Source organism: Cyanobium sp. Aljojuca 7D2 (genome assembly GCF_024346415.1).
Lineage (GTDB): Bacteria > Cyanobacteriota > Cyanobacteriia > PCC-6307 > Cyanobiaceae > Cyanobium_A.
In genome coordinates, this window is sequence record NZ_JAGQCX010000005.1 from 1 (window position 1) to 13,946 (window position 13,946).

Annotated in this window: 15 protein-coding genes and 1 riboswitch; of the genes, 9 read left to right on the plus strand and 6 right to left on the minus strand. The window is 70.3% G+C overall.

Annotated elements, in window-relative coordinates:
- Positions 1 to 198: 198 nt before the first annotated feature.
- Together lysS and KBY57_RS06635 are read left to right on the plus strand one after the other, a co-directional pair.
- Positions 199 to 1,707: a lysine--tRNA ligase gene (gene lysS / locus KBY57_RS06630; protein ID WP_254995236.1), complete on the plus strand. Its 1,509-nt coding sequence runs from the start codon at positions 199 to 201 to the stop codon at positions 1,705 to 1,707.
- Positions 1,708 to 1,751: 44 nt separating this feature from the next.
- Positions 1,752 to 2,015, plus strand: a complete 264-nt coding sequence (locus KBY57_RS06635) for a hypothetical protein (protein WP_254995102.1) — start codon at positions 1,752 to 1,754, stop codon at positions 2,013 to 2,015.
- Here KBY57_RS06635 and KBY57_RS06640 read toward each other — a convergent pair.
- The 5 genes from KBY57_RS06640 to egtB all read right to left on the minus strand — a co-directional run bounded on the left by KBY57_RS06640 (position 1,984) and on the right by egtB (position 5,928).
- A complete protein-coding gene (locus tag KBY57_RS06640; protein ID WP_254995103.1) occupies positions 1,984 to 2,844 on the minus strand; it encodes a YdcF family protein in 861 nt (286 codons plus the stop codon). The genes KBY57_RS06635 and KBY57_RS06640 overlap by 32 nt on opposite strands.
- A gap of 159 nt (positions 2,845 to 3,003) precedes the next feature.
- The gene (locus KBY57_RS06645) at positions 3,004 to 3,474 is read right to left on the minus strand and encodes a hercynine metabolism protein (protein ID WP_254995105.1); all 471 of its coding nucleotides are present in this window, start codon (positions 3,472 to 3,474) and stop codon (positions 3,004 to 3,006) included.
- Positions 3,471 to 3,731: a hercynine metabolism small protein gene (locus KBY57_RS06650; protein ID WP_254995106.1), complete on the minus strand. Its 261-nt coding sequence runs from the start codon at positions 3,729 to 3,731 to the stop codon at positions 3,471 to 3,473. The genes KBY57_RS06645 and KBY57_RS06650 overlap by 4 nt, the downstream gene beginning before the upstream one ends.
- A gap of 17 nt (positions 3,732 to 3,748) precedes the next feature.
- The gene (gene egtD / locus KBY57_RS06655) at positions 3,749 to 4,720 is read right to left on the minus strand and encodes an L-histidine N(alpha)-methyltransferase (protein ID WP_254995107.1); all 972 of its coding nucleotides are present in this window, start codon (positions 4,718 to 4,720) and stop codon (positions 3,749 to 3,751) included.
- Positions 4,717 to 5,928: an ergothioneine biosynthesis protein EgtB gene (gene egtB, locus KBY57_RS06660; protein ID WP_254995108.1), complete on the minus strand. Its 1,212-nt coding sequence runs from the start codon at positions 5,926 to 5,928 to the stop codon at positions 4,717 to 4,719. Before egtB ends, egtD begins: the two co-directional genes overlap by 4 nt.
- A gap of 81 nt (positions 5,929 to 6,009) precedes the next feature.
- Between egtB and KBY57_RS06665 the strand changes: the two genes are divergently transcribed.
- Together KBY57_RS06665 and KBY57_RS14185 are read left to right on the plus strand one after the other, a co-directional pair.
- A complete protein-coding gene (locus tag KBY57_RS06665; protein ID WP_254995109.1) occupies positions 6,010 to 7,014 on the plus strand; it encodes a cysteine synthase A in 1,005 nt (334 codons plus the stop codon).
- Positions 7,014 to 9,077: a serine/threonine protein kinase gene (locus tag KBY57_RS14185; RefSeq protein ID WP_261356716.1), complete on the plus strand. Its 2,064-nt coding sequence runs from the start codon at positions 7,014 to 7,016 to the stop codon at positions 9,075 to 9,077. Before KBY57_RS06665 ends, KBY57_RS14185 begins: the two co-directional genes overlap by 1 nt.
- 120 nt (positions 9,078 to 9,197) lie before the next feature.
- Here the strand turns inward: KBY57_RS14185 and smpB are convergent, their stop codons facing one another.
- A complete protein-coding gene (gene smpB, locus KBY57_RS06675; protein ID WP_254995111.1) occupies positions 9,198 to 9,695 on the minus strand; it encodes an SsrA-binding protein SmpB in 498 nt (165 codons plus the stop codon).
- Positions 9,696 to 9,757: 62 nt separating this feature from the next.
- Between smpB and ruvB the strand changes: the two genes are divergently transcribed.
- The 5 genes from ruvB to KBY57_RS06700 are packed head-to-tail and all read left to right on the plus strand — an operon-like array spanning position 9,758 to position 13,661.
- On the plus strand, positions 9,758 to 10,825 hold the full coding sequence (ruvB, locus tag KBY57_RS06680; protein WP_254995112.1) for a Holliday junction branch migration DNA helicase RuvB: 1,068 nt from the start codon (positions 9,758 to 9,760) through the stop codon (positions 10,823 to 10,825).
- A gap of 30 nt (positions 10,826 to 10,855) precedes the next feature.
- Positions 10,856 to 11,611, plus strand: a complete 756-nt coding sequence (locus KBY57_RS06685) for a tetratricopeptide repeat protein (protein WP_254995113.1) — start codon at positions 10,856 to 10,858, stop codon at positions 11,609 to 11,611.
- A gap of 15 nt (positions 11,612 to 11,626) precedes the next feature.
- Entirely contained in the window at positions 11,627 to 12,859 is a 1,233-nt protein-coding gene (locus KBY57_RS06690; protein ID WP_254995114.1) for an amidohydrolase, read from the plus strand.
- On the plus strand, positions 12,856 to 13,074 hold the full coding sequence (locus KBY57_RS06695) for a DUF3188 domain-containing protein (protein WP_254995115.1): 219 nt from the start codon (positions 12,856 to 12,858) through the stop codon (positions 13,072 to 13,074). The genes KBY57_RS06690 and KBY57_RS06695 overlap by 4 nt, the downstream gene beginning before the upstream one ends.
- Positions 13,071 to 13,661, plus strand: coding sequence for a HEAT repeat domain-containing protein (locus tag KBY57_RS06700; protein ID WP_094559051.1), 591 nt, complete (start codon positions 13,071 to 13,073; stop codon positions 13,659 to 13,661). Before KBY57_RS06695 ends, KBY57_RS06700 begins: the two co-directional genes overlap by 4 nt.
- A 138-nt stretch (positions 13,662 to 13,799) precedes the next feature.
- A riboswitch (TPP riboswitch) is annotated at positions 13,800 to 13,917 on the plus strand.
- Positions 13,918 to 13,946: the final 29 nt, after the last annotated feature.

The following is a 13,946-nucleotide window of genomic DNA, read 5'->3' on the forward strand; positions in this document are numbered from 1 at the left end:
ACAGCCTGCCTGAGGCACAACAGCCTGCCTGAGGCACAACAGCCTGCCTGAGGCACAACAGCCTGCCTGAGGCACAACAGCCTGCCTGAGGCACAACAGCCTGCCTGAGGCACAACAGCCTGCCTGAGGCACAACAGCCTGCCTGATCCCGCCGTCGGGCGTTCCTGCAGGATGGGCCGGTTGAGCCCCCTGTCTGCCTTGTCGGAGCTGCGCGAGACCCGTCTGGAGAAAGCCGCAGCCCTGGCGGCCCTGGGCCAGGGGCCCTATGCGCTGCGCTTCGCGCCCACCCACCGCAACGCCGTGTTGCAGCAGGCCCACGCCGACCTGGCCAACGGCGAGGAGCGCGACGTGGCGGTGGCCGTAGCCGGCCGGGTCATGACCCGTCGGGTGATGGGCAAGCTCGCCTTCTTCACCCTGGCCGATGAGACCGGCCCGATCCAGCTGTTTATTGAGAAGGCCACCCTGGCGGCCTCCATGCCGGAGGATCCCGAGGCCTTCGCCCACTTCACCTCGCTGGTGGATGCGGGTGACCTGATCGGCGTGCAGGGCAGCTTGCGGCGCACCGACCGCGGCGAGCTGTCGGTGAAGGTGAAGGGCTGGACCATGCTCACCAAATCGCTGCAGCCCCTGCCCGACAAGTGGCACGGCCTGGCCGATGTGGAGAAGCGCTACCGCCAGCGCTATCTCGATCTGATCGTGTCTCCCGACACCCGCGAAACCTTCCGGCGCCGTGCCCTGGCGGTGAGTGCCATGCGCCGCTGGCTCGATGAGCGCGACTTCCTGGAGATCGAAACGCCGGTGCTGCAGAGCGTGCCAGGCGGTGCCGATGCCCGGCCATTTGAAACCCACCACAACGCCCTCGATCTGCCCCTCACCCTGCGCATCGCCACCGAGCTGCACCTCAAGCGGCTGGTGGTGGGCGGCTTCGAGCGGGTGTACGAGCTGGGCCGGATCTTCCGCAACGAGGGGATCAGCACCCGCCACAACCCCGAGTTCACCTCGGTGGAGATCTACCAGGCCTACGCCGACTACACCGACATGATGGCGCTCACCGAGCAGCTGATTGCCCACGTGTGCCATCAGGTGTGCGGCACCACCCAGATCAGCTACCAGGGCACCGCCATTGATCTGGCGCCCCCCTGGCGCCGGGCCACGATGCACGAGTTGGTGCAGCACGCCACGGGCCTGGATTTCACCAGCTTTGGCAGCCGCGAGGACGCCGCTCCGGCGATGGCGGCCCAGGGGCTGGAGGTGCCGGCCCTGGCCGACTCGGTGGGCCGGCTGCTGGTGGAGGCCTTCGAGCAGCGGGTGGAGGCTGACTTGATCCAGCCCACCTTCGTGCTCGATTACCCCGTGGAAAATTCGCCCCTGGCCCGGGCCCACCGCAGCAAGCCGGGGATGGTGGAGCGCTTCGAGCTGTTCATCGTGGGCCGCGAAACGGCCAATGCCTTCAGCGAGTTGATCGACCCGGTAGACCAGCGCCAGCGCCTCGAAGCCCAGCAGGCTCGCAAGGCCGCTGGCGACGACGAAGCCCAGCAGGTGGACGAGGACTTCCTCCAGGCCCTGGAGGTGGGCATGCCCCCCACGGGCGGCCTGGGCATCGGCATCGACCGGCTGGTGATGCTGCTCACCGACAGCCCCTCGATCCGCGATGTGATCGCCTTCCCGCTCTTGCGTCCTGAGGCGCGGCCGAGCGCAATGGGATAATCAGGCCAGTAGGCAATCTCCCCCATTAGGGGGCCAGCGATTCCATGAGTGGCGAGCGCGTCGGTTTTCGCTTCAAACACGCGGATGCTGTGGTGAAGCGCAACCCCCAGGGCCGCTCGCGCCGGGGCTGGGTGATGGAGCCGGTGGAGCAAACCACCAGCCGCGGCACCAAGATGCCCGCCTACCGAATCCGCTGGCGCGACAGTGAACGTCCCGAGATCGTGCTGCAGCACATGCTGATCGCCGATCCAGACCCCACGCCGCCGCCCGATGGCGTCAGCCTGGTGCCCACGGCTCCCAAGGCTTGAACGAAAGCCGATAGATCGCCAGCCCCAGGTGCTCCTTGAGGGCCACGGTGCTGAGATAGAGCGCTTCGGCGTCGGGCACGAGACTTTTGAGCGTGTTGCCCACGGTCGGTTGGCCGTAGTGGGCCCGACCCGGCAGCTGGTAGTCGCAGGACACCGGCACCACCGTTAAGCCGCTGCGCTGCTGGAAGGTGGCCATCGAGCGGGGCATGTGAAAGGCGCTGGTCACCAGCAGCACACGGGTCCAGCCCCGCTGCCGGCCCAGGGCGCCGATGTCGCGTGCTTCCTCAGCGGTGGTGCGGGAGCCTGGATTGATCAGGATCCGATGGGCCGGCAGCCCCAGCTCCTGGGCCAGATCCCTGGCCCAGAGCGCCTCAGGTGGTGCGGGATCGTTGCCCGTGAAACTCACCCGTCCGCCGCTGGTCACCAGCAGGGGCGCCAGACCCCGGCGCACCAGTTGCACCCCGCGCAGCAGCCGGTCTCCCCCTTCCGCCACCTCCACCCCCTGACGGGGTGGCAGGGCTGGCCGCAATCCGCCGCCCAGCACCACCACCGCATCGGCCCGGGGTAGCTGCTGTGGGGTGAGTGCCGCCGCCTGCTCCTCCAGGCCCCAGATCAGCTGGCGGCTGGTGAGTGGCATCGCACCCAGCCAGATCAGCCCCACCCCCGTGCCACTGAGCCAGAGGCTGGCCTGACGGCGCCGGCTACTTCGTGGGTCGCTTCCCTGTCCGCTGCCTTTGGGTGCCGCGGCGAGGCCCAGCAGTTGCAGCAGCAGGCCCAGGCCCAGCGGGTAGAGCAGCAGCGGCAGCAGTTTGGACAGCAGAAAACCCATGGGGGTGGCGGGTTGGGCCTTGTGACAGCTAGTGGGATTTTGAGCTCTCTTGGATTCTGTACAGCCTGTACAGATTTCAGGAGAGCGCGATCGGGGGTGGCTTCGACGGTGTCCTCGATCGCGGGGTTCTTGGTCGCGGAGTTCTCGGTCGCGGTGTCCTCAGGCCTGACGCCGTCGCAACTGCTCTAAGGCCTGCTCGGCTTCAAAGGCGGCCCAGTCCTGCTCCAGGCTGGAGCTCCGGGGTGGGCGCGGCCGGCTCTCCAGCTCGCCCAGGTCGCGCTCCACCGCCGCGAAGCTCACCCCCAGCTCGCTCAGGTGTTGCCAGCGCTGGCGGCCCTGCTCCATCAGGCCTTGCTGGTGGGCTTCGGCCCGCTCGGCCAGGGCGGTGGCACCGGCGGCCCGGGCCTTGACCACCCGCTCCTGCCAGCGCCGGATCTCGCTGGCCAGTTGCAGCAGGGCCTGGCGCTCCTGCTCCGCCTGCCGCTGCAACTGGCGCCGCTGCCCCACCAGCTTGGCCTGGCGATCACGCGCCTCCTGCTCCTCCAGCAGGGCTTCCTGGGCCGGGTTGGCCCGCAAAAAGCTCTCCAGCTGCTGCTCCAGCCGTGCCTCCAGTTCGTCGAGCCAGCTCACGGGGCGGCCTGGGGATCGGGTTCGGGGGGCGGGCTGCCGGCGGGGCTGGTGATCAACGGCGCTTCGATCTCCTGTTGCAGCGGCGTGATCGCCGCCTCGCGGGAGCGCAGCAGCAGTTGGGTGAGCCGGGCGATCGCCCCCTCGCCCAGGTCGTGGTTGCTGATGCGGTCGAAGGCGCCCCGATACAGCTCCTCGAGCTCGGCGATCAGACCTTCGCGCACCTGGCGCATGGTGGCCCGTTGCTCCTCACGACCCATGGCGCTCTTGCCTCTGGCTAGGAGTCTGCCATTACCAGCAGGTGCAGCGATAGGTCGCCGGCCGGATCGCTCCAGCGGCCGGCGCCCCGCCAGCCGGCACTCGCGGCGAGGGCGAGGAAGGCCTCCGGCGCGTACTTGACGCTGTACTCGGTGATCAGCGGCTCGCCCGCGGCGAAGCTCCAGGCCTCCCCCGCCAGCTGCACGGTCTGCGCCTGGCGGCTCACCAGGGCCATGGCGATGCGGCTGTGTTCGGGCTGCCACCAGGCGGTGTAGGCGAAGGCCTCGGGGTTGAAGCTGCCCGCCAGGTCGCGGTTGAGCCGCACCAGCAGGTTGCGGGCAAAGGCGGCCGACACGCCGGCGGCATCGTTGTAGGCGGCCTCCAGCCGTGTCACGGCCTTGGGCTGGTCGATGCCGATCAGCAGCCGGGCACCTGGCCCCAGCAGCTGCCGCAGCTGCACCAGCAGCACCCTCGCCTCCTCGGGGCTGAAGTTGCCGATTGAGCTGCCGGGGTAGAAGCCAAGCCGCCGCTGGCCCTGCAGCAGCGGGTGTTCGGGCAGGTCCTGCAGCTGGCTGTAGTCACAGCAGATGCCGAGCACCGGCACCGCCGGGTGGCGGGTTTGCAGCTCCCGGCAGGCCGGCCCCAGATGGTTGGCGCTGATGTCGAGCGCGACGTAGGCCGGCGGCCGCAGCGCTTCCAGCAGGGGCCCCACCTTGCGCGCATTGCCGGCGCCGAATTCCACCAGCACCCCCGCCCCCAGGGCTGCCGCCAGCTCCGGGGCCCGCTCCTCCAGCAGGGCCGTTTCGGTGCGGGTGAGGCCATATTCCGGCTGCTCGCAGATTGCCTCAAACAGCCGCGAGCCCTCGGCGTCGTAGAGCAACCAAGCCGGCAGCTGGCGGGGCCGTTGCGCCATGCCCTCGCGCACCAGCCGGGCCATGTCGGCCGGTTCCGGGTGGAGGTCGATCAGGTCGTGGTGGCTCTGCACCGTCATCGCAGCTCTTGGGCCAGGCGCAGGCCGGCGGCCATCCAGCGGCTCGCCGGGGGATAGAAGTTGCGATAGGTGCGCCGCGCGTGGCCAGCCGGGGTGAGGAAGCAACTGCCGCGCAGCACCATCTGGGAACTCATGAACTTGCCGTTGTATTCCCCCACCGCCCCGGCGGCCGGCGCGAAGCCCGGATAGGGCCGGTAGGGGCTGGCGGTCCATTGCCACAGCACCCCGAAGGCTTGCTCCAGCTGGGGCGCCAGCAACTCCCATTCCGCCTCGCTGGGCAGCCGGGCGCCGGCCCAGCGGGCGTAGGCGTCGGCCTCAAACCAGCTCAGGTGTCGCACCGGCAGCTCGGCCCGCCGCGGCTGCCGCCCCGCCAGCGAAAACTCCTCGCCGTCGCGCCAATAGCGCGGCCCCTGCCAGCCCCGCGCCTGCACCTCCGCCCAGCCCTCGCTCATCCACAGCTCCGGTCGCCGGTAGCCGCCATCGGCGATGAAGGCCTCAAAGTCGCCGTTGCTCACCAGGCGGGAGCTGAGCGCAAAGGGTTCGAGCCACTGGCGGTGCCGGGGCGCTTCGTTGTCGAAATGAAAGCCCCCGCCCGGGTGGCCGATTTCCACCAGCCCTCCCTCGTGCTGCAGCCAGACGGGCGCCTGGGCCTCTGCCCCATCTGGGACTGCGCGGCTTGTGGCTGCACTCCGGTAGGTGTCTTCCGGCTTGGCGGCGTAGGCCGGCTCGAGCGGGTTGCGCGAGAAGCCATCGAGCAGGTCCATCAGCAGCAGCTCCTGGTGCTGTTGCTCGTGCTGCAGACCCAGCTCCACCAGCTCCAGCCGGGGATCGCCGGGCTCCAGCTGCTCCAGCAGGGCCAGCACGGCCCCATCCACCCGCTGCCGCCAGGCCAGCACCTCCGCCAGCGCCGGGCGGCTGAGCAGGCCCCGCTCGGGCCGGGGGTGGCGGGCGCCGATGGCGTCGTAATAGCTGTTAAACAGAAAACTCCAGGCCGCTGGCGCCGGTGTGTAGCCCAAGGCCACCCCAGCATTTTGTTGGGGGCGCAGCAGAAACTGCTCAAAAAACCAGGTGGTGTGGCCCAGGTGCCACTTGGGCGGGCTGGCGTCGGCCATGCCTTGCAGGCACAGATCTTCTGGCTCCAGAGGCGCCACCAGGGCAAGGCTGTGCTGGCGCACCTGTGTGTACCGCGCCCCCAGCTCCTGCCCCATTCCGCCGCCGCCCATCCCGGCTGAATTCAGGCCTGACCCTAGAGGCCTTGCCTACGATCCCGCCACGCACAGCACGCGGGTATGGCCGGCATCACTTCAGGGTTCGTGGGCGCCGTTGGCAACACGCCCCTGATTCGGCTCCATGCCCTCAGCGAAGCCACCGGCTGCCAGATCCTCGGCAAGGCCGAGTTCATGAACCCGGGTGGCTCGGTCAAGGACCGCGCGGCCCTCGGCATCCTGCTGGAGGCTGAAGAGCAGGGGCTGCTGCAGCCCGGCGGCACCGTGGTGGAGGGCACCGCCGGCAACACCGGCATCGGCCTCACCCACCTCTGCAATGCCCGCGGTTACAAGGCGCTGATCGTCATTCCCGACACCCAGTCGGCCGAGAAGATCGGTTTGCTGCGCAGCCTCGGCGCTGAGGTGCGCACGGTGCCGGCGGTGCCTTACCGCGATCCCAACAACTACGTGAAGCTCTCGGGCCGCATCGCCGCGGAAACACCGGGCGCCGTGTGGGCCAACCAGTTCGACAACCTGGCCAACCGCCGCGCCCATTACCACTCCACCGGCCCGGAGATCTGGCAGCAAACCGAGGGCACGGTGGATGCCTGGGTGGCGGCCACCGGCACCGGCGGCACCTACGCCGGCGTGGCGCTCTACCTCAAAGAGCAAAATCCAGCGGTGCACTGCGTGCTGGCCGATCCCCATGGCAGTGCCTTGCACGCCTGGGTCACCCGGGGTGAGCTCAGCAGCGAGGGCAGTTCGATCACCGAGGGGATTGGCAACAGCCGCGTCACTGCCAACCTGGAGGGCGCTCCCATCGATGACGCCGTGCGCATCGACGATCAAACCGCCCTCGAGACCATCTACCGGCTGCTGTGGCAGGAGGGCCTCTTCCTGGGCGGATCGGTGGGCATCAATGTGGCCGCGGCGGTGGAAACGGCCCGGCGCCTGGGCCCAGGCCACACGATCGTGACCGTGCTCTGCGACAGCGGCGATCGCTACCGCTCACGCCTCTACGACGCTGCCTGGCTGGCCGCCAAGGGGCTGCACCAGCCCGAGCGGGCCCTCGCCGCCGGAGTGGCCTGATGGCAGCGCAGGTGGGCCAGCTGATCGGTGAGCGCTACCGACTGGAGCAGCGTCTCAGTTCTGCACCTCCGGGTGAGGCTCCCCAGGGGGAGCTGTGGCGGGCCAGCGACCAATTGGTGGCCGAGGCGCCCATGGCCCTGCGGCTGCTGGGACCCGGCATCGATCCGGAGCGGGCCCGCCAGCGCTGGGGCCGGTTGCAGGGGGTGCTCCATCCCCAGGTGCCCCGGCTGGGGGCGGTGATCCCGGCGGCCGAGGGGTTGTGGCTAGTGCGCGAGTGGCAGGCCGGCAGAACCTATCAGCAGCTGTTGGCGGCCCGGGCCGAGCGCCAGCTGGTGTTTGGTGCCGGCGAGGTGCTGTTGCTGCTGCGTCAGCTGCTGCCGGTGCTGGCGGTGTTGCACAGCCAGGAGCTGGTGCACGGCGATCTCAGCCCCGCCAACCTGCTGCGCCGCGACAGCGACGGCCTGCCAGTGCTGCTGGATTTCGGCCTGGTGGCCGGCACCCCGGCCGCCACGCCGGGCTATGCGCCGCCGGAGCGGGCCCGCGCGGCTGAGCCCGAGCCCTGGATGGATCTCCATGCCCTGGGGGCGGTGGCTCTGGTGCTGCTGAGCGGCGACGAGCCGGCCCGGCTGCTGGATCCGGTCACCCTCGCCTGGCGCTGGCCGGCCAGTCTCAGCGCCGAGCCGGCCCTTCAGGCCCAGATCGCTCGCCTGCTGGAGCGTGAGCCCGGCGAGCGCTTTGCCTCGGCCTCCCAGGCCCTGGCGGCATTCCAGACCCTGCCCATGCCCGAGAGCACCGGCCCGGTGGCCCGCGCCGATCGCACCGTGGCTCTGGTGCCCCCGCCCGTGGCTGCCGCTCTGCCGGTCCCGGAGCCGCCACCGGCCCCTGAGCCTGAGCTGCCAACGGCCCCGGAGCCAGCAGCACCCGAATCCGCCGCTCCCCAGCCGGAGTTACCACCCCTAAGCCCGCCGCCACCGCTCACTCCTCCGCCCCCTGCGGTCCTGCGCAGTCGCCTGGAGGAGCGGGAGGAGGCCGCCGAGGGCGGCATCTGGCCGGTGGTGATCGCCCTGGTGCTCTCGGCTGTGGTGGGCACCGCCCTGGGCTGGTGGTGGCTGAGCCGCGGCCGCTTGGCCCTGCCCACCCCCGATGCGGCCCTGCAGCTGCCCAGCAGCCTGCCGCCCGCTGAGGTCGACCAGCGCCAGCAGCTGCTCAATCGGCTGCGGGCCATGCAGGTGGACCGCGGCTGGTTTTTGAAGTTGGTGGATGCCAGCCTGCTGGCCCAGTTTCCGGAGCGGGGCGGCCGCCTGCCCAGCGACTCCCTCGAAGATGCGCCCCTACGCAAGGTGTGGAACGAGCTCGCCGAGGAGTGGCTGGCCCGGGTGGAGCAGCTGCCCCTTGAGATCCGCCGTCGTCTGGGCAGTTACACCAATGGCGACTGGGAGCGGCGCCAGCAGGCCCTGGTGAGCCAGGGGCTCAGCCCCGCGGTGCTGCGCCAGCTGGTGTCGGGCAGTGCTCAGAGCCTGCTGCCGGGCCGCCCCGGCGCCGACATTCCCGCTGAACCCTTCCGCCAGCTCTGGTTTGCTGCGGCTGAGCAGAGCCTGGCCAATGTGCAGATCGAGGCGATTCAAGCCCAGCCCCAGGAAACTCGGGTGCTCTCGGCCCAGGTGGAGGCCGGTGGGGCGCGGCTGTTCCCGGTGCGGCTGCCGCCCGGCTACCGGCTGGTGCTGGGGGTGAACGGCTCGCCCCTGATGCAGATGAGCGTGTTCGGCCCCGATGGCGACCTGCTGGAAGCCAAGGGCCCCCTGCGGGTGGTGAGCCTGGGGGTGCAGAAGCGCTCGCCGGTGCAGCTGCTGGTGACCAACGATGGGGTGGCGCCGGCCCTGATCACCCTGTCGCTGCGGGCGGATCCGCCGGCGGAAGCGCCGCAGGCTTCCCCCCAGCCGCCGCGGGCACCGGCTCAGCTGGAAGCGCCCCAGGCCCCAACCGTGCCGGTGCCCGCGGCGCCGGCGACCCCCATACAGCCTCTCGCCGCGCCGCCGCCGCCGGCGCCACCGCCAGTGAATTGAGCCCAGCCGGGGTGGCTGCTGGGTTGCGCGTCTCCCAACTTCCCTCTACGGGATTCTGTACAGGCTGTACAGAATCCCGTAGAGGAACCGCACTCAGGCCGCGCCCCCCGGCCCGTGAATTCAGAGCCGGGCGATGGCGACCTTGGCGTCCTTGATGTCCTGCTTGCGCCGCTCCTCGTGGCGCTTGTCGTGCAGCTTGCGGCCCTTGGCCAGGCCGATCGTGAGCTTGATCCAGGAGCCCTTGAGGTGCAGGTTGAGCGGGATCAGGGTGAGGCCTTTCTGCTCGAGCCCCACCCGCAGCTTGTCGATCTCGCGGCGGTGGGCCAGCAGTTTGCGCACCCGCAGGGGCTCGTGGTTGAAGTAGGCCCCGGCATGGCTGTGGGGCGAGATGTGCACGTTGTGCAGCTGCAGCTCCCCCTTGCGGATCAGGCAGAAGCCGTCGCGCAGGTTGCACTGGCCGGCCCGGATCGACTTCACCTCCGTGCCGAACAGCTCCAGGCCGCACTCCAGCGTTTCGAGGATCTCGTACTGGTGGCGAGCAAAGCGGTTGTCGGCCAGCAGCTTGTTGGCGGCATCGCGCTGGGCCTTGGCGCTCTTCTTGCCCCCGCCCTTGGCCATCGCTGCTCCGCAACCGTCCCTTCGATCTCCCGACCCTAGGGAGCCCCCGGTACCCTCGCTGCATGGCGATTGTTTCCTCGGGATCCCCGGCGCCCCGCGGCCGCCCCAGCCACTCCGACGCGCCGCCGCGCCTGGTGGATCCCACCCCCGTGCAGGAGGAGGTGGCACCTGCCCGGGAAGACGGCCTGCGGCCCCGGCGCCTGGCCGACTACATCGGCCAGAGCGAGCTCAAGCAGGTGCTGGCGATCGCCGTGGAGGCCACCCGCGCCCGCCAGGAGGCGCTCGACCACGTGCTGCTCTACGGCCCCCCCGGCCTGGGCAAAACCACCATGGCCCTGGTGCTGGCCGAGGAGCTGGGGGTGCGCTGCCGCATCACCAGTGCGCCGGCTCTGGAGCGCCCCCGCGACATCGTCGGCCTGCTGGTCAACCTGCAGCCCCACGAGCTGCTGTTCATCGACGAGATCCACCGGCTCAACAGGGTGGCTGAGGAGATCCTCTATCCGGCCATGGAGGATTTCCGCCTCGACCTCACCGTGGGCAAGGGCACCACGGCCCGCACCCGCAGCCTGGAGCTGCCGCCCTTCACCCTGGTGGGGGCCACCACCAGGGCCGGATCCCTGAGCTCACCGCTGCGGGATCGCTTCGGCCTGATCCAGCGGCTGGAGTTTTACGGCCTCGACGATCTGCAGGCGATCGTGGAGCGGGCCGCGGGCCTGCTGCAGATCGCGCTCGAGGCTGACGCCGCCCTGGAGGTGGCGCGCCGTTGCCGCGGCACCCCCCGCATCGCCAACCGCCTGCTGCGGCGGGTGCGCGATGTGGCCTCGGTGCGGGGCCATGGCCGCATCGGCGCTTCGCTGGTGGCCGAGGCCCTCAGCCTGCACCGCGTTGACGACCGCGGCCTCGATGCCAGCGACCGGCGCCTGCTCACCTTGATGCTGGAGGGCTACGGCGGCGGCCCGGTGGGCCTTGACACCCTGGCGGCGGGCCTCGGCGAAGATTCCGCCACCCTGGAAGCGGTGGTGGAGCCCTACCTGCTGCAGCTGGGGTTCTTGCAGCGCACCCCCCGGGGCCGGATCGTCACCCCGGCGGGCCGCCGCCATCTGGGCTGGCCCGCTGGGGCAGCGGCATGAGCGGGCCCCTTTCATGAGCAGCTCTCTGTGATGTCCACCCTGCTGGCCCTGCTGCTGGGGGTGCAGTTGCTGCTGCCCCAACTGTTTGATCAGGCCCTCAGTGCCAGCCGCGAGGGGCGCTTCAGCGAGGCTCTGCCGCTCTGGAATCAGGTGCTGGAGGTGGCTCCGGGCGATGCAGCGGCCTGGAGCAACCGCGGCAACGTGCAGCTGGCCCTCGGCGACCCCCGGGCCGCCATCGCCGATCAAACCAAGGCGATGGCCCTCGATGGCGACAGTCCCGACCCCCATCTCAACCGCGGCACCGCCGAGGAGGCCCTGGGCGAGTGGGCCGCCGCCGAGGCCGACTACCGCTGGATCCTGGAGCGGGCCCCGAGCGATGCGGGCGAACCGCGCGCTTCGGCCCTCTACAACCTCGGCAATGTGCAGGGTTCCCTGGGCGACTGGGAGGCAGCGCGCCGCTGCTTTGAGGCGGCGTCCCTGGCCCGGCCCGGTTTTGCCATGGCCCGCTCCAGTGCCGCCCTGGCCGCCTTCCAGCTGGGGGATCGGGCTGAGGCGGAGCGGGAGCTGCGCAACCTGATCCGCCGCTATCCCCTGTTTGCCGACGCCCGTGCCGCGCTCACGGCCCTGCTGTGGCAGAAGGGGGCCAGCGGCGAGGCCGAGAGCAACTGGGCCGCAGCCTCCGGCCTCGATCCGCGCTACCGCCAGCAAGAATGGTTGCAATCGACGCGGCGCTGGCCCCCCGAGCCGGTGGAAGCTCTGGCGCAATTCCTGGCCCTGGCTTCCTGAATGACGGCCTCCTGAATGACCCCGACCCCCTGCACCCTGACTTGGCAAGAGCTGGGGCTCGACGATGCCCTGGCTGGAGTGTTGCCGGAGTTGATCCAGCTGCGGCGCCACATTCACCGCCATCCCGAGCTCAGCGGCCACGAGCAGCAGACCGCCGCCTTGGTGGCCGGTGAACTGCGCCGCTGGGACTGGCAGGTGCGCGAGGGCGTTGGACGCACCGGGGTGGTGGCCGAGCTGGGGCCCCAGCAGCTGGCCGATGGCAGCCCCACGCCCCTGGTGGCCCTGCGGGTGGACATGGATGCCCTGCCAGTGGAGGAGCGCACCGGCCTCGACTACGCCTCCACCCAGCAGGGGCTGATGCATGCCTGCGGCCACGACCTGCACACCGCGGTCGGGCTTGGGGTGGCCTGCTTGCTTGGAGGGCTGGCCGAGCGCCATCCCGAGCGGCTCACGGCCCGGGTGCGGCTGCTGTTTCAACCCGCCGAGGAAACGGCCCAGGGGGCAGCCTGGATGAAGGCTGATGGCGCCATGGAGGACGTGGACGCTTTGTTTGGCGTGCACGTGTTTCCCACCCTGCCGGCGGGCACGATCGGGGTGCGCAGCGGCAGCCTCACGGCCGCGGCGGGGGAGCTGGAGGTGGAGGTGCTGGGCGAGGGCGGCCACGGCGCCCGGCCCCACCAGAGCACCGATGCCATCTGGATTGCGTCGCGGGTGGTGAGCGGGCTGCAGGAGGCGATCAGCCGCCGGCTCGATGCCCTGCACCCGGTGGTGGTGAGCTTCGGGCGCATTGAGGGCGGCAAGGCCTTCAACGTGATTGCCGACCATGTGCGCCTGCTGGGCACCGTGCGCTGCCTCGACACCGACGTGCACGCCCAGCTGCCGGGCTGGATTGAAGACACCGTGCACGCCCTCTGCCAGGGCCATGGCGGCGAGGCGCGGGTGCGTTACCGGGTGATCTCGCCGCCGGTGCACAACGATCCGGCCCTCACCGAGCTGGTGGCCGAGGCGGCGGTGGAGCTGCTGGGCCGTCCCCAGGTGCAATGGCTGGAGCAGCCCTCCCTCGGCGCTGAGGATTTTGCCCAGCTGCTCGAGGGCACCCGCGGCACGATGTTTCGGCTCGGGGTGGCGGGGCCTGATGGGTGCACGCCTTTGCACAGCAACACCTTTGCCCCCGATGAGGCGTCGTTGCCGGTGGGCATCCGGGTGCTCACCTGGAGCCTGCTGCGCTGGATGGAGCGGCGGCCATGAGGCGCCGGCCCTGGTTGCGGGGGCTGCTGGCCCTTTCCTCGCCCCTGCTGATCCTGTTGTCTTTGTTGGTGTTGCTGCAGCGCCGCGGCGTTGATCGCTTGCCAGCCTTGCCGGCGCTGCTGATCGGCACGGGCCTGTTGGTGACCAGTGCCCTGGGCCAGCGGCGGCGGCGGCGGGAGTTGCTGGCGGCCCTGCGCCACGATGGAGAGGTATGACCCTTCCGTCCCCCGATCTGTCCGCCCTGCGGGACGCCATCGTGTCCGGTGATCCCAGCCGGGCCATGCCGGCCCTGGTGGGTCTGCGGGAGGTGCCGGTTGAACAGGCCGTGCCCCTGCTGCTGCTGGGCCTGGAGCAGGGCATGTTCATGGTGCGCTCGCTGAGCTGCGCCGGCCTGGGGGTGAAGCAGAGCGAGGCGGGTTGGCAGGCGCTGGTGAACGCCATGCAGCACGACGAGGACGCCAACGTGCGCGCCGAAGCGGCCAACTCCCTGGTGAGCCATTCGCTGGAGCGATCCTGGCCCCTGCTGCGGGATGTGTTTGCCGCCGATCAGCAGTGGCTGGTGCGCTGCAGCATCCTCTCGGCCCTGGCCGAGCAGCCAGCCATTGATCCGGCCTGGCTGCTGGAGCTCGCGGCGATGGCCATCACCGACGCCGATGGCACCGTGCGGGTGGGCGGGGCCGAGATCCTCGGCCGTCTGGTGCGCGACCGCGGCGATGCCGAAGCCCGCAGCCTGCTGCAGCAGCTTCAGGGCGACACCGACCACCGGGTGGTGGCCGCGGCGCTGAACGGGTTGCAGCGCTGAGGCCCTAGTGGGTGAGGCTGTTTCGGGTGTGTCCAGATTCTGTACAGGCTGTACAAAATCCTGACAGCTCTGAATCCCGACGACCCTGACTCGCGTCTCCTTTAGAGGCCCCAGCCTCTTGCGGACTTGCTAGGTTTCGGTTGTCACTAGGGGTGCCCCGCTGCCGGCCCAATCAGCCGTGCAGCTTCGGGCTGAGATCACACCCTCCGAACCTGATCCGGGTCATGCCGGCGCAGGGAAGTGGAAACGAACTCGGCATCGGCTCAGGACCCCCCTCACCGCTCT

Coding starts and splice junctions, on each gene's coding strand:
- egtB (WP_254995108.1), bottom strand. CDS start 5,928: ATGGGGCAGGAGCTGGGGGCGCGGTACACACAGGTGCGCCAGCACAGC.
- egtD (WP_254995107.1), bottom strand. CDS start 4,720: ATGACGGTGCAGAGCCACCACGACCTGATCGACCTCCACCCGGAACCG.
- KBY57_RS06690 (WP_254995114.1), top strand. CDS start 11,627: ATGACCCCGACCCCCTGCACCCTGACTTGGCAAGAGCTGGGGCTCGAC.
- ruvB (WP_254995112.1), top strand. CDS start 9,758: ATGGCGATTGTTTCCTCGGGATCCCCGGCGCCCCGCGGCCGCCCCAGC.
- KBY57_RS14185 (WP_261356716.1), top strand. CDS start 7,014: ATGGCAGCGCAGGTGGGCCAGCTGATCGGTGAGCGCTACCGACTGGAG.
- smpB (WP_254995111.1), bottom strand. CDS start 9,695: ATGGCCAAGGGCGGGGGCAAGAAGAGCGCCAAGGCCCAGCGCGATGCC.
- KBY57_RS06700 (WP_094559051.1), top strand. CDS start 13,071: ATGACCCTTCCGTCCCCCGATCTGTCCGCCCTGCGGGACGCCATCGTG.
- KBY57_RS06665 (WP_254995109.1), top strand. CDS start 6,010: ATGGCCGGCATCACTTCAGGGTTCGTGGGCGCCGTTGGCAACACGCCC.
- KBY57_RS06685 (WP_254995113.1), top strand. CDS start 10,856: ATGTCCACCCTGCTGGCCCTGCTGCTGGGGGTGCAGTTGCTGCTGCCC.
- KBY57_RS06640 (WP_254995103.1), bottom strand. CDS start 2,844: ATGGGTTTTCTGCTGTCCAAACTGCTGCCGCTGCTGCTCTACCCGCTG.
- KBY57_RS06695 (WP_254995115.1), top strand. CDS start 12,856: ATGAGGCGCCGGCCCTGGTTGCGGGGGCTGCTGGCCCTTTCCTCGCCC.
- KBY57_RS06635 (WP_254995102.1), top strand. CDS start 1,752: ATGAGTGGCGAGCGCGTCGGTTTTCGCTTCAAACACGCGGATGCTGTG.
- KBY57_RS06650 (WP_254995106.1), bottom strand. CDS start 3,731: ATGGGTCGTGAGGAGCAACGGGCCACCATGCGCCAGGTGCGCGAAGGT.